15 protein-coding genes and 1 riboswitch are annotated in these 12,561 nt (G+C 43.9%); of the genes, 11 read left to right on the top strand and 4 right to left on the bottom strand.

Annotated features, from left to right (window positions below):
• The first annotated feature begins 6 nt into the window (after positions 1 to 6).
• Positions 7 to 132 (top strand): hypothetical protein, encoded by a 126-nt coding sequence (locus D3H55_RS25125; RefSeq protein WP_276310190.1) that lies wholly within the window; start codon positions 7 to 9, stop codon positions 130 to 132.
• Between the two features lie 42 nt (positions 133 to 174).
• Here the strand turns inward: D3H55_RS25125 and D3H55_RS00810 are convergent, their stop codons facing one another.
• Positions 175 to 579 carry a VOC family protein gene (locus tag D3H55_RS00810; RefSeq protein ID WP_119544916.1) on the bottom strand — a complete coding sequence of 135 codons (405 nt, stop codon included), beginning with the start codon at positions 577 to 579 and terminating at the stop codon, positions 175 to 177.
• Between the two features lie 151 nt (positions 580 to 730).
• On the opposite strand from D3H55_RS00810, the gene D3H55_RS00805 reads away from it, so the two are divergent.
• The 4 genes from D3H55_RS00805 to D3H55_RS00790 all read left to right on the top strand — a co-directional run bounded on the left by D3H55_RS00805 (position 731) and on the right by D3H55_RS00790 (position 3,390).
• On the top strand, positions 731 to 2,419 hold the full coding sequence (locus tag D3H55_RS00805; RefSeq protein ID WP_119544914.1) for an ABC1 kinase family protein: 1,689 nt from the start codon (positions 731 to 733) through the stop codon (positions 2,417 to 2,419).
• Positions 2,420 to 2,423: 4 nt separating this feature from the next.
• Positions 2,424 to 2,603 carry a hypothetical protein gene (locus D3H55_RS00800; RefSeq protein WP_119544912.1) on the top strand — a complete coding sequence of 60 codons (180 nt, stop codon included), beginning with the start codon at positions 2,424 to 2,426 and terminating at the stop codon, positions 2,601 to 2,603.
• Positions 2,591 to 2,899 carry a nuclease-related domain-containing protein gene (locus tag D3H55_RS00795; protein ID WP_119544910.1) on the top strand — a complete coding sequence of 103 codons (309 nt, stop codon included), beginning with the start codon at positions 2,591 to 2,593 and terminating at the stop codon, positions 2,897 to 2,899. Before D3H55_RS00800 ends, D3H55_RS00795 begins: the two co-directional genes overlap by 13 nt.
• A 134-nt stretch (positions 2,900 to 3,033) precedes the next feature.
• A complete protein-coding gene (locus D3H55_RS00790) occupies positions 3,034 to 3,390 on the top strand; it encodes an eL43 family ribosomal protein (protein ID WP_168412913.1) in 357 nt (118 codons plus the stop codon).
• A 266-nt stretch (positions 3,391 to 3,656) separates the two neighbouring features.
• On the opposite strand, the gene pepF is transcribed toward D3H55_RS00790, so the two are convergent.
• Entirely contained in the window at positions 3,657 to 5,468 is a 1,812-nt protein-coding gene (gene pepF, locus D3H55_RS00785; RefSeq protein WP_119544906.1) for an oligoendopeptidase F, read from the bottom strand.
• Between the two features lie 201 nt (positions 5,469 to 5,669).
• On the opposite strand from pepF, the gene D3H55_RS00780 reads away from it, so the two are divergent.
• The 5 genes from D3H55_RS00780 (at position 5,670) to D3H55_RS00760 (ending at position 11,234) form a co-directional block, all read left to right on the top strand.
• Positions 5,670 to 7,205 (top strand): BCCT family transporter, encoded by a 1,536-nt coding sequence (locus D3H55_RS00780; RefSeq protein ID WP_119544904.1) that lies wholly within the window; start codon positions 5,670 to 5,672, stop codon positions 7,203 to 7,205.
• A gap of 380 nt (positions 7,206 to 7,585) precedes the next feature.
• Positions 7,586 to 8,395 carry a zinc transporter ZupT gene (gene zupT / locus D3H55_RS00775; protein WP_119544902.1) on the top strand — a complete coding sequence of 270 codons (810 nt, stop codon included), beginning with the start codon at positions 7,586 to 7,588 and terminating at the stop codon, positions 8,393 to 8,395.
• A gap of 316 nt (positions 8,396 to 8,711) precedes the next feature.
• Positions 8,712 to 8,842, top strand: a riboswitch (cyclic di-AMP (ydaO/yuaA leader).
• 146 nt (positions 8,843 to 8,988) lie between these two features.
• A complete protein-coding gene (locus D3H55_RS00770; protein WP_119544900.1) occupies positions 8,989 to 9,645 on the top strand; it encodes a potassium channel family protein in 657 nt (218 codons plus the stop codon).
• A 23-nt stretch (positions 9,646 to 9,668) separates the two neighbouring features.
• Entirely contained in the window at positions 9,669 to 10,991 is a 1,323-nt protein-coding gene (locus tag D3H55_RS00765; RefSeq protein WP_420808724.1) for a TrkH family potassium uptake protein, read from the top strand.
• Between the two features lie 105 nt (positions 10,992 to 11,096).
• Positions 11,097 to 11,234 carry a YjcZ family sporulation protein gene (locus D3H55_RS00760; RefSeq protein WP_119544898.1) on the top strand — a complete coding sequence of 46 codons (138 nt, stop codon included), beginning with the start codon at positions 11,097 to 11,099 and terminating at the stop codon, positions 11,232 to 11,234.
• Between the two features lie 138 nt (positions 11,235 to 11,372).
• Here D3H55_RS00760 and D3H55_RS23940 read toward each other — a convergent pair whose 3' ends face one another.
• A complete protein-coding gene (locus D3H55_RS23940; protein ID WP_168412902.1) occupies positions 11,373 to 11,558 on the bottom strand; it encodes a hypothetical protein in 186 nt (61 codons plus the stop codon).
• Positions 11,559 to 11,703: 145 nt separating this feature from the next.
• Positions 11,704 to 12,021, bottom strand: a complete 318-nt coding sequence (locus D3H55_RS00755) for a thioredoxin family protein (protein ID WP_119544896.1) — start codon at positions 12,019 to 12,021, stop codon at positions 11,704 to 11,706.
• Positions 12,022 to 12,178: 157 nt separating this feature from the next.
• On the opposite strand from D3H55_RS00755, the gene D3H55_RS00750 reads away from it, so the two are divergent.
• On the top strand, positions 12,179 to 12,559 hold the full coding sequence (locus D3H55_RS00750; protein WP_119544894.1) for a hypothetical protein: 381 nt from the start codon (positions 12,179 to 12,181) through the stop codon (positions 12,557 to 12,559).
• Positions 12,560 to 12,561 lie beyond the last annotated feature (2 nt).

Below are 12,561 nucleotides of genomic sequence, written 5' to 3'. Positions count from 1 at the left end.
GTTATCATGAAAAAGTGGGTAATCTCAGCTGTAGTTTATTTGCTGCTGATTACGGCAGGTTATGTGGTTTATGCCCAATTTGCCAATCCGGATGCCGGCTCACATGGAGCCGGACATAGTACAGAATTATAGAAAGGCACACAAGCAGAGATTGCTGCTTGTGTGTTTTTTCTTTTATCTGGCATAGTTCAGATCCCAGGTGATTCCATATGGATCTTTCACTTTTGCGTATTTAGCTCCCCAGAACGTATCTTGAAGCTCCATATGTATTTTGCTGCGGGCACTTAGACGATCGTAGACTTCTTTAATTTCCTCTTCACTTTCAAACTCCAGAACCAATGAGAGATTGCTTCCCGTCTGCACCTCGCTTCCTGGGAAAGTGTCAGAGGCCATCAGCAGCAGGTCTCCTTTTTTGAAACGGGCATGTATTATTCTATCCTCTGCTTCAGGCGGCGTTGGGTAATCCGCTTCACCGAATGTCTGTAAATCAGTTATTTCACCTTCAAAGACTTCTTTATAGTATTCCAGGGCATCCAATGCATTCCCGTTGAATATAAGATAAGGTATTGCCTGCTTCATCCTTCGTCACTCCTTTTTGAATTTTCTAATATTATTATAACCATAATCACAGTAAAAAACAAGAACACTTGTTCTGCTTTTGATAAAATATTCCTGACTTTCTGTTTTCTTTAGTATTATAAGGGGAGGAGTACATAAGCGGGAGGTAATTATGAAGAATAAACGCTGGTACAGAATGTGGAAGGTTTTATCCCTGGCTTTCTGGATTTTCATTAAAGTGTATTGGTATCAAATTACGAGGAAGCCTGCTGCAGATAGAGAAAAGCTGTGGGAACAGGTAGGTATCCGTTTCAGGGATACTTTATTTGAATTGGAAGGGTTATTAATCAAAATCGGACAGCTGCTGAGCATCCGGGCGGATATCATGCCAAAAGGATTTATCCGGCAGATAGGAGACCTTGTGGATAAGGTTCCGCCGGCTCCCTGGGAAGAAATCAAAGAGGTCCTGCAAAGCGAATGGGGGAGTTTGCCGGAGGATGTCCTTCAGCACATAGAGACTGAAGCCGTTGCTTCTGCCTCGATTGGAGAGGTATTTAAAGGAAGGACCAAAAATGGAAGAGAAGTAGCGATAAAAGTCCAGCGTCCATCAATAGAATCCATCGTCCAAACGGATTTCCGGTCCCTTTCAATCATCATCTGGTTTGCCCGTCACTTTGCACCGGTGCCGAAAGGCTTCATCAATTTCAAACTGTTATATAAAGAACTGAAAGAAGTGATAGAAAGAGAACTGGATTTTGTAAAAGAAGGAGAGAATGCAGAACGCTTCAAAGAAAGGTTTAAGGAGCTTTCTTTTGTGAAGATCCCTGAGTTTCATGAAGAACTAAGTACATCTAAAGTGATTGTAATGGAATGGGTGGAAGGAGTAAGGATAACTGAAGGGCCTTTTACAGGGAATCACCTTATCGACAGGGAAAAGCTTGCCCGGCAGCTGATTCGGCTGTTTCTTCCCCAATGGCTGGAATCTGGGCTCTTCCATGCAGACCCTCACTCTGGAAATGTACTGTTAAAAGAAGATGGAACCATTATCCTGCTCGACTTTGGGATGGTGGGCGAGATTACAAAGAGAGATGCTGACCACCTTCAGTCAATGGTCGAAGCGGTATTAGTGAAAAACTATGAAAAGGCCTCCAGGCTGCTGCTCGAACTGGGCTTTCTTCTTCCGGGAGCGGACCTTAAGCTGATCGAAAGGATGTTAAGGGAGTTCCTTTCCATGGACCTGGCAAACTTTAAAGAAATGGATTTGATGCTGCTGAAGAAGGAAATGAACGATCTGGTCCGCTCACTTCCCATCCAGGTGCCGACGAGATTTGTTTTTCTGGGAAGGTCTTTTGCCACGATTGAAGGGCTGCTTTATAATATCGCACCTGAAAAAGAAATCCTGGATTTAGCGGGACCGGTGTTCATGGAGTGGCTGAGGGAAAACGGCATGAGTAAATGGCAGTTTGCTTTGAAATGGCTGGGTGCCCAGCCGTTCATGAGAGGGACCCAATACGTTACAGACCTGCTGGAAGCTCCGAAAAGGATGATGGATCAGAAGGAAATGCTGCAGATCCGCGAGTTTCAATTCACTTTACTGGAAAACCAAAAGAAGCGGTCGAGTCATCTGCTTTTAGCCGGGATAACGGGAGTAATCGGCGGACTTTATCTGAAGGAAGATTATATTTGGGTGTCGTCAGCGGTTATTAGTATCTTAGCGGCGATACGTTTCTGGATAGTGGACTGGAGACAGAAAAAATGGCTTAAGTATATTAAGATAGGAAACAAAGACTGCAGCGGGCAGTCTTTTTTCTTTGCAGGAATTCCTCTTGCAGATGACGAAATTCTGTTGGAAAGGAGTTGATGCAATGATCATAAAACCACGTACTGTAACTGTTGAGCTTCTGCAGTTGGAAGCTTTGTATGAAAGACTGCCTGAAACACATCCTGCAAAGGAGCTGGTCGGGGATGAACTTGGCCGCAAACTGGCTGGTTATAAAGGGAAGTTGAGCCTGAATTATCCTCTCAGTTTTATATCCCCAGATTAATTTTTAATTCTTCATCCCGTCTATTTGATGGTACTCACTATTTTCAGATTGACAGCGTTATCATTACTGGAAAGTACATTCTAATAGTAGAGACAAAAAATATGCCGGGAACTCTCAATTTTGATACAGAATTCAATCAACTTATCAGGACCAACGAAAAAGTTGAAGAGGCATTTTCAGATCCAATGATTCAAGTGAAACGTCATAAAGCGCAATTAAGGAAATGGCTTGCCTGCCTCCATTTATCTCATCTCCCGATTGAATCTTTGGTAGTCATCAGCACCCCCGTACAATAATTCGAACATCCTCACACACTGTTCACAAAAAAGTTATCCACTGTGGACAACTCCCATTTCAAATTGAAGCTTTACAGGAAAAGTACAAACGAGAACATCTTCTAAAGAAAGAAGCGATTGATTTGGCTAACGAGATGAAGAAGAATCATCGAGCCCCAGTAGTTGATGTGTTAAAAAAATATGGAATAAAATCGGAAGAATTGATTAGAGGCGTAAAATGTCCTCACTGCAGTTATATTAGTTGCAAAAGAGTATATGGAATGTGGAAATGCAGGAAATGCGGTGGTGATTTAAAGAGTGCTCACGTAGACGCAATAAAAGATTATGCGCTTCTATTTGGAACTGATGTGGCCAATGGAAGCTTGCGATGCTTTTTAGGAGTCGAGTCTGGGACGACCGTAAATAGGATCCTCACTTCGCTGAACTTACCTTCAAGAGGTATGAGAAGGTGGGAAATTTATTCTTTGAAGAAGTTAATTCATTGGAATTAATCCTTAGCTGAGGCAGATAAATCAGAGGGAAATGGTTACCGCGCTCTCCTTTGAAATTAAAATAGTTGATAGAAAGGGGAAAGTCGTTGATAGAAGTGCCAAACTCGTGGATAGAATTCAAAACTCGTTGATAGCGAACGCCAACTCGACGATAGAACCCGAAAACTCGTAGATAGCCCCCATCACCAAGTCACAGCACACGCCAATCCCGGGAACAGCAAACCAAAACCCCCAGGCAGGGACCTGGGGGCAGTAAACTTCCTTATCTATTCATAACTCTCCTCAAGTTCGTCAATAAGCGATCCAACATAAGCAACCGCTTTACGGATGTTGTCCGGGTCGGACATATCGACGCCGGCTTTTTTTATGAGGTCGAGCGGCTCCATTGTACCGCCCGCTTTAAGGACATCGAGCCAGCGGTCGACGGCAGGCTGGCCTTCGTTGATTATGTCTTTGGAAACCAATGTGGAAACAGTCAAACCTGCTGAATAGGTGTATGGATACAGTCCCATGTAGTAGTGGGGCTGGCGCATCCATGTAAGGCTTGCTCCTTCATCGATTTCGACCGTGTCTCCCCAGAACGATTTCAGTATGTCGGACTTTTGTTCAGACAGTACACTGGCTGTTAATGGCTCTCCGTCTTCTGCCAGGCTGTAGACCCTTCGCTGCAATTCCCCTTCAAGCAGGTGTGTTACGAAGTTGTGGAAGTAGGTGCCCAATAACTGCAGGATGACCCAGCGTTTTGTCCGTTTGTCATTGTCTTTTGACAACAAATGATGTCCCAGCAGCATTTCGTTCATAGTAGATGGTGCCTCTATGAAATAACGGGAAGGACGGGTATTGGTCATCCGCTGATATCTGCCTGCAAGATAGAAGTGTCCGGCATGTCCGAGCTCGTGGGCGAGAGTGAATGTTCCCCGCATGGTGTCCGGCCAGGTCATAAGTACATATGGATGGGCACCATAAGGGCTTGAACAGAACGCCCCGGTCGACTTCCCGACATTGTCTGCATAATCGACCCATCTTTCAGACAAGGCTTTTTCGACCATTTCATTGTATTCGTCTCCCATTATTTTCAAGGCTTCTTTAACTGTTTCTGCACCCTCTTCATAACTCGTTTCAATTTTGAAATCCGGATCAAGGGGTGCGTGCAAGTCTGCAAAAGTCAGCTTATCCAGTCCGAGTTCACGTTTTTTTAACCGGGCATATTTCCTCATATGCGGAGCAAGTTCTTCCTGGATGATATCGAGCTGGTTGTTGTACATTTCTTTTGTGACCTGCTGGGGTTCGAGCAGCATGTCGGTCACGGAGTCATACTTTCTCAAACGTGCTGTGATGACCTCCTGATTGACTTGCGTGGCGTAGGTTGCTGCAAATGAATTCTTGTACTTTTGCAAGGTGTTGACAAAGGATTCATAGGAATTTCTCCTGACATCTGCTGAAACTGACGAGCTGTATTTTCCTTCATAAAGTGCGAAGGATAACGGCAGTTCATTTCCCTCTTCATCAACAAAAGAATCGAACTGCATGTCCGACAGTTTACCGCGGTTGTAAATATTATATGGAGCCGAGAAGACGGAACCCAAAGCTGCAAGAGTTTCTTCTGTTTCTTCTCCAAGTGTATGGGGCTTCCGGTTTTGCAGATCGGTCAGATACTTTTTAAAAGATTGCAACCCTTCTTCTTCAGCAAGGCAGGCATCAATCTTTTCTTTGGGAAGAGCAATGATCTCAGATTCAGTGAAAGCAAGGGATGCGTTGATTTTTGATCCTGCTTCCTCGACCCGTGCAGCATCTTTCTGGCTGGCAGTGTCGGTATGGTCCACGGTTTGTTTCAGGGAAGCATAAGATGCAGCCAGGTTAAAACGTCTTAAGAGTTCTTCTTTAGCCTCCAGGCACTGAAGCAGGGTTTTGCTGCCCTCATTCAGTCGGTTCTTAAATTGAGTTACAGATTCAACATCCTCCTGGACAGCATCCAATTCCTTCTCCCAATCTTCCCTGGAAGAAAAAATATCCCGCAGGTTCCATGTTTGATTCTCGGGCACTTCTTTACGCATCATTCGATTTGATTGATTTCCCATTATACAGCCTCCAAGCGTTATGGTTATTTTTGTTTAATCTGCCTACATTCAGGTTATACCACGTCATCAGAGGGGTGATCATAAGAGGGCAGTTAAGCAAAGGATTAGAAAAGCCCGGTAAAGTATGTTTATAATTATATTAGTTAGAATTATGAAATTATTCCATCAAGTATCAGCGTATCACAGAAAGGAACTAAAAACATGAATCTTAGTCAAATCAAGAACCCCGTTTTTATCGTTTCTGCGATTGCCATTCTCGTTCTCGTCATATTGGGAGCGATTGTTCCAGGCAAATTTGGGGAAGTTGCAGAGACACTCTTTTTATCCACCACTACGAACTTTGGGTGGTTTTACCTCATTTCGGTATTTCTCTTTTCCATTTTCCTCATTATTGTAGCAATCAGCAAATACGGGAAGATTAGGCTTGGCCCTCAGGATTCCAGGCCGGACTATCCATTTTTCACCTGGGTGGGGATGCTTTTCTCTGCCGGATTTGGCGCTGGCCTTGTGTTCTGGGGAGTTGCGGAACCGATGAGCCACTTCTTCACACCGCCATTCCAGTCCATGGAGCCATTGACAGAAGACACTGCCAGGGTGGCAACAGGCTATGCCTTTTTCCACTGGGGGATCAGTCAGTGGTCAGTCTTCACGCTGGTAGGGCTTATGATCGGTTTCCTGCAATTCAGGAAAGGGAAGGATGGACTGGTTTCCACGGCTGTGGAATCCGTCACTTCAAAACGGAAAGGTGTTAAGAATACCATCGATTCATTGGCTGTCATAGCAACCGTCATGGGAATCGCGACTTCTCTCGGACTGGGAGTCCTTCAAATGAACGGGGGTTTGAAAGCCGTGTTTGATCTTCCGAATTCGGTGGGCATCCAAGTATTGATCATGGGCATTCTCCTTGTTCTCTATCTGCTGTCCTCAAGTACGGGATTGAACAGGGGGATTAAATGGCTCAGTAATTTGAATCTCGGTTTGTGCCTGGTCCTTCTGGTATTTGTCTTTTTTGCCGGACCTACCGTCTTCATACTGAACTCGTTTACACTCGGACTGGGTGATTATTTGAATCATTTTGTTGAATACAGCTTAAGATTGACTCCGTATAAAGGTGGAACCTGGGTCAGGGATTGGACCATTTTCTACTGGGCATGGGCCATTGCCTGGTCGCCATTCGTCGGTGCTTTCGTTGCCAGGGTTTCAAAAGGGCGGACAATAAGGGAATTCATCCTGGGCGTCCTTGTCATACCGCCATTGATCGCCTGCCTGTGGATCGCCGTCTTTGGAGGAACCGCACTATACAGTGATCTGAACAATGGGACGGCCATTGCCGAGGCGGTAAATAATGACGTTACAGTTGCATTATTTGAGACTTACGCTCATTTGCCGTTCACAGAGGTCCTGTCCATCCTGTCCATCCTGCTGATTTTCACATTCCTGGTGACATCAGCCGACTCAGCTACATACATCCTGGCAAGTATGACGACAGGTGGAAGCCTTAACCCTTCTACCCTGGTGAAAATCATCTGGGGTGTCCTTATGGCCGCGATTGCTGCCGTCCTTCTGATGGCGGGCGGGTTGAACGCACTTCAGACAGCATCGTTGATTTCAGCATTGCCGTTTACGATCATCCTTTTCATCATCATGTATGCCTTCTTTAAGATGATAAGGAAAGAGCCGGTTCCGGTCCGTGATCCGAATCGCTTTAAATCAAAAAAACAGGAAAAGAAGGAATAGCCAAAAGGCTGGATCGTCTAAAGGATGATTCAGCCTTTTTAATTTTGGTGTCACAAACACTTGCCTTGATATATATAATGTTGGCATGAGGAAACTTTTATGTTGAACGGAAAGGCCATATACGTTCCTGTAAGAAACTTATCATTCATCCTTTTTTATAACAGTTGACTGGTAAGTTGTATATGGGGTAAAATGTTTGCCTAAGGAAACTTTTATTGTTGAAGCCATATTAGTAAATTGAGCACCTGGTGGCTTTCCTATCTGCACTGTTTTTCCTGCATGTAATGATTGAATGCAAAACGAGTATAGAACATATAGAACAATAGAAATGAACGGGGAAAATTACAACAGTGAATTTTAACTGAAAAAGGAGAATTCGCATGGATGGAAATCTACTGCTTGCCTTCGGGTTAACCTTAATGGCAGGCCTTGCAACCGGTATTGGAAGCCTTCTCGCTTTCTTCACTTCCTCAACAAATACCAAGTTCTTGTCAGTGACGTTAGGCTTTTCTGCCGGAGTGATGATTTATGTCTCCATGATAGAAATCTTTGTGAAAGCAAAGGATGCTCTGACTGGTTCTCTTGGTTGGACACTCGGTAACTGGATTACCGTCATCAGCTTCTTCGCGGGCATGCTGTTGATTGCTATGATCGATAAATTGATCCCGAAGCAGGGTAATCCGCATGAATTGAAAAAAGTTGAAGATATGAACGGACCGAAGAATGCGATTGGAGATCCTGCCTTATTGAAGATGGGCACGTTTACAGCACTGGCAATCGGTATTCATAATTTTCCGGAAGGGATTGCGACATTCACATCTGCCCTGCAGGACCCCGGCCTTGGAATTGCCATTGCTGTAGCCATTGCCATCCACAATATTCCGGAAGGAATCGCTGTAGCTGTTCCGGTTTATTTTGCAACAGGCGACAAAAAGAAAGCATTCAAATTATCATTCCTATCAGGTTTGTCAGAACCAGTAGGGGCCATCGTGGCTTACTTGATTTTGATGCCATTCCTGAATGACGTGATGTTTGGCGTCATTTTCGCATCCGTGGCAGGCATTATGGTGTTCATCTCACTCGATGAGCTACTGCCAGCCGCTAAGAAATATGATGAAACACACTTGCCGATTTACGGGTTGATTGCCGGTATGGCAGTCATGGCCCTGAGTTTACTTTTGTTCATTTAACCTTTATTCTATATAAAGTTATTTCCGAAGCCGTTTGCTGGCTGGGAAGCTGAATCAGCTTCTCAATTACATTTCTCATCATGGAGCCCTTGAGTGAAACTCACTCAGGGGCTATATTATTGAAAAATCACCTGCAGCAGTCATTTTGCAATGAGATTTTGCAGTGAAATAGATAAATAAATACTTAAAAAAGCTTAACTTTTTATTTACAAGAAATATCTTTACAAACCCAAATTACAGGAGTAAGATATCTTTCGTAATAGCTCTCTTATAAAAGATTTGGCTTTTCATAAGCAGAGCGAAGAGAGTCTTCATAATAGAATAATCGCTGAATCATTTAGAGCGGGGGAACCATTCTTTTGGGGTGAATCCTTTTTTGAAAAGGCAGGGTTAACTTTCATGACCCGAATCCGTCAGCTAACCTCGTAAGCGTTGTGAAGGAGATGTATCTTGTGTCTATGACCACAGGCTTATTTCCTGGTGGTCTTTTTGTTTTGGCTTTAAGCGGGCATTACACAAGCAGACAAAGAACTTAATTAATTTATGCTTCAGAGGTTATTCTATTAACAACAGGTCATTGGAGGAGTTTATTCATGAAAAAACAATTTGCAGTCATTGGGCTTGGACGCTTTGGAGGGAACCTTGTCAGGGAATTGAGTGAGCTTGGTGCAGATGTACTGGCGATTGATATTGATGAAGAGGTAGTCGAGAAATACCGGGACGTCGCAGAACATGCAGTCAGGGCTAATGCCATGGACGAAAATGTCATTAAAGAGCTGGGCCTGAGAAACTTCGACCACGTCATTGTTTCATTTGGCGAAAATATTGAAGCAAGCATCCTGACAACACTCCAGCTTAAAGACCATGGTGTTAAAGAAGTGTGGGTCAAGGCATCGAGTACTTATCATCAGAAAGTGCTGGATAAAATCGGCGCAGATAAGGTCATACATCCAGAACGGGATATGGCCAGAAGGATTGCCCACCATATCACATCCGAGAAGGTTATAGATTATATTGAACTTTCAAAGGAACATAGTATCGTTGAAATTGTCGCATCCAATAAAGTGGCGAACAAAACCCTCATTGATCTGGATGTTCGGGCCAGATATGGCTGCAATATCATTGCCATCCAAAGAGGGGACGACATAATTGTATCGCCTCCGGCTGAGGAAGTGATCCAGAAGAATGACTTATTGATTGTGATTGGGGATAATCGCGACCTTAACCGATTCGAAAAAGAGGGGATCTAATTGTGGGAAGAAGGGCATCCAAAATAAGCAGAATGTCAATCCAGCTAAGTCCCCCGCAACTGCTTTTAGTGATTTTCCTGTTTTTTATTTTGCTTGGGACAGCATTATTAAAGCTCCCGTTTGCGTCGACACAAAGTGTTACGTGGCTGGATGCTCTATTTACTTCCACATCGGCTATGACTGTTACGGGTTTGATTGTAGTCGATACAGGAACAGCTTACACAACCTTTGGTGAGATAGTCATTATGGCACTCATCCAAATAGGCGGTCTTGGCATCATGTCCTTTGCCATGCTGATTTACCTGATGCTGGGGAAAAAAATCGGGTTTAAAGAACGCCTGATCATTCAGCAGGCCCTGAACCAGACATCCGTTGGCGGAGTTATCAGGCTGGTCAAGCATTTGTTCGTCTTCTCTTTTATTGTCGAAGGATTTGCGATGATCCTGCTGGCATCGGAATGGATTCCGGAATATGGCTGGAAAGATGGCCTTTATTACAGCTTATTCCATTCGATTTCCGCCTTTAATAATGCTGGCTTTTCCGTTTGGCCGGACAGCCTCATGGGATATGTGGGCAACCCGCTGGTCAACTTTGTTATCTCAGGGTTATTTATAGTCGGCGGTATCGGGTTTACGGTGTTAACGGACTTATGGTATTCAAAAAAAATACAAAAGCTTTCCCTTCATACGAAACTTATGCTTGCTGGGACGCTGATCATCAATATCGTGGCGGTACTGGTCATTTTTTTCCTCGAAGTCAATAATCCTAAGACATTGGCCAGCCTGCCGAATCCTGATAAATTTCTTGGTGCTTATTTTCAGGCTGTTTCACCAAGGACAGCCGGGTTTAATTCGCTGGATATAGGAAGCATGGAAGAACCGACGATCATCTTCATGATTCTGCTTATGTTCATCGGAGCTGGGAGTGCCTCAACTGGAGGCGGGATAAAAGTGACGACGTTTTTGGTGATACTATTTGCGGTCGTTTCATTTCTAAGGCAGAAGAAGGATATCCATGCCTTCCGCCGCAAAATAGATGAATCGTTCATCTATAAATCACTTGCCATTTCCATGATCAGTGTTGTCCTTATTTTCTCGGCGATGTTTTTATTGACGATTACTGAAAAAGAAGCTCCCTTCATCCAGATTCTATTCGAAGTGGTCTCGGCCTTTGGGACAGTCGGCCTGTCCATGGGATTGACCTTTAATCTGACAGCTATAGGGAAATGCATTATCATCTTCGTTATGTTTGTCGGGAAAATCGGTCCCTTGACCCTCGCATTCTCCCTGGCCAAAAAAGGTACAGATAAAATCAGTTATCCTAAAGAGGATATTTTAACAGGGTAATTTTTATCCCAAGATTGGGCTGGTCCCGCCTAAACAATTCATCAGAAAGTTCATAGGATATTATTGAGTGAAGAAAGCTCAATAATCATCTGGAGGTGTCTGATTATGCCATACGGATACGGATATGGATGTGGCGGCTACGGCTATGGCGGTGGCTATGGCGGCGGCTACGGCGGAGGTTTCGCGCTGATTGTAGTGTTGTTTATTTTGTTGATTATTGTTGGAGCGGCTTTTGTATACTAAATTCACACAGCCACTTAAATAAATGTATGAAGGAGTTTCCCGGCAAAGGGGAAACTCCTTTTGCATGATCGGGCCTTTAGCGCTTTAAAGCACCCGGGGACTGTCCCCGGGTGCTTTAAAGCGCTAAAGTACATATTGTCAGTCTCTATCGGTTTTGTCGCTTTGGTCCTTGTTATGCTTGTTGCCTTTGCTGTTGTCGCCGGCAGCGATTTCGCGGGAGAATTCAGCCTGGTTATGACCAGCTTGCGGCGAATTTTGATTTTTGCTTCCGTTGTTGTATTTCTTTGTCATGCTCAGCACCCCTTCAATAGATAGTAAATACAAGAATAGTGTGCTCTTGGTGCCCTGGTTTATTCTTTTCCAATACTGTTCTAACAATCTGGGGGAGTATTTATATTGGACAGGTAAAGATTCAAGGTTGGAGCCTAAATAAAAAGCACAGCCTCCCGGGAAGCGGTGCTTTCATCTATTATTGATTATTTTGCAGAAATTCCCTAACTTGATCTGGTGTTTTGGCATTTGCGCTGTGAAGGTGTGCCTTTTTTTCGCCGTCTTTAAAGATCAGCAGGCTTGGGATGCCCATGACATCATAGCGGTCTGCGATTTCCGGAAGTTCATCCTTGTTCAATTCGTACCATTTATACTGGTTATGTTCCTCAATGATTTCATCGATGAACATATTCATCCTCGTACAGTCTGGACACCAGTCCGCAAAGAATTTAATGATCACCGGCTCGCTTTGGGAAATGAGTTCTTGGAACGTTTCTTGATTTTGAATGGATTGCATTTTCTTGACCTCCTCTATATATAACCATATTGTAGTTGATATCCTGACTTTACGTAAACTTTATTGCCTTTTATAGGTAATGGAATTTTTAACATTTTTGAATTCGGCTTTTCATGTATACTGAATTTATGAAGTTTTTACCAAGGGAGGTATGTGAATGTATCAAACCCGTATACTTGAACACCAGGATATAATCGATCGTTTAGTCTCCGAAATTGCTAACAGTGTTTTTGAGGAACACCCTGGGCTTGTCGAGCTGTATGGAGAAAAAGGCCGTTCCCAGGCAATGGCTGATCTGCAAAAACACTTTCATTTTCTGCAAACGGCTTTCCGCATGCAGGCACCTGAAATATTCACTGATCATGTGAAATGGCTGTATAATGTCCTTTCGTCTCGAAGGATCGACATCCGCTATGTGATTACAGGCCTTTCCGAAATGAAGAAAAGGGTTGGGCAGCTGCCTCCTGTAAAAGAATCCTTTTACTGCAGCTGCATTTCCGAAGCCATCCATTGGTTGAGTGAGAGCTGTCCTTCCTGAGG

It is taken from the genome of Bacillus salacetis (genome assembly GCF_003581585.1).
Classification (GTDB): Bacteria; Bacillota; Bacilli; order Bacillales; family Bacillaceae_B; genus Rossellomorea; species Rossellomorea salacetis.
The sequence above is the reverse complement of the archived record's forward strand: the minus strand, read 5'-3'. Positions and strand labels throughout refer to the sequence as shown.

Coding starts and splice junctions, on each gene's coding strand:
- D3H55_RS00810 (WP_119544916.1), bottom strand. CDS start 579: ATGAAGCAGGCAATACCTTATCTTATATTCAACGGGAATGCATTGGAT.
- pepF (WP_119544906.1), bottom strand. CDS start 5,468: ATGGGAAATCAATCAAATCGAATGATGCGTAAAGAAGTGCCCGAGAAT.
- D3H55_RS00770 (WP_119544900.1), top strand. CDS start 8,989: ATGAAAAAACAATTTGCAGTCATTGGGCTTGGACGCTTTGGAGGGAAC.
- D3H55_RS00750 (WP_119544894.1), top strand. CDS start 12,179: ATGTATCAAACCCGTATACTTGAACACCAGGATATAATCGATCGTTTA.
- zupT (WP_119544902.1), top strand. CDS start 7,586: ATGGATGGAAATCTACTGCTTGCCTTCGGGTTAACCTTAATGGCAGGC.
- D3H55_RS00755 (WP_119544896.1), bottom strand. CDS start 12,021: ATGCAATCCATTCAAAATCAAGAAACGTTCCAAGAACTCATTTCCCAA.
- D3H55_RS00800 (WP_119544912.1), top strand. CDS start 2,424: ATGATCATAAAACCACGTACTGTAACTGTTGAGCTTCTGCAGTTGGAA.
- D3H55_RS25125 (WP_276310190.1), top strand. CDS start 7: ATGAAAAAGTGGGTAATCTCAGCTGTAGTTTATTTGCTGCTGATTACG.
- D3H55_RS00760 (WP_119544898.1), top strand. CDS start 11,097: ATGCCATACGGATACGGATATGGATGTGGCGGCTACGGCTATGGCGGT.
- D3H55_RS00790 (WP_168412913.1), top strand. CDS start 3,034: ATGAAGAAGAATCATCGAGCCCCAGTAGTTGATGTGTTAAAAAAATAT.
- D3H55_RS00780 (WP_119544904.1), top strand. CDS start 5,670: ATGAATCTTAGTCAAATCAAGAACCCCGTTTTTATCGTTTCTGCGATT.
- D3H55_RS00805 (WP_119544914.1), top strand. CDS start 731: ATGAAGAATAAACGCTGGTACAGAATGTGGAAGGTTTTATCCCTGGCT.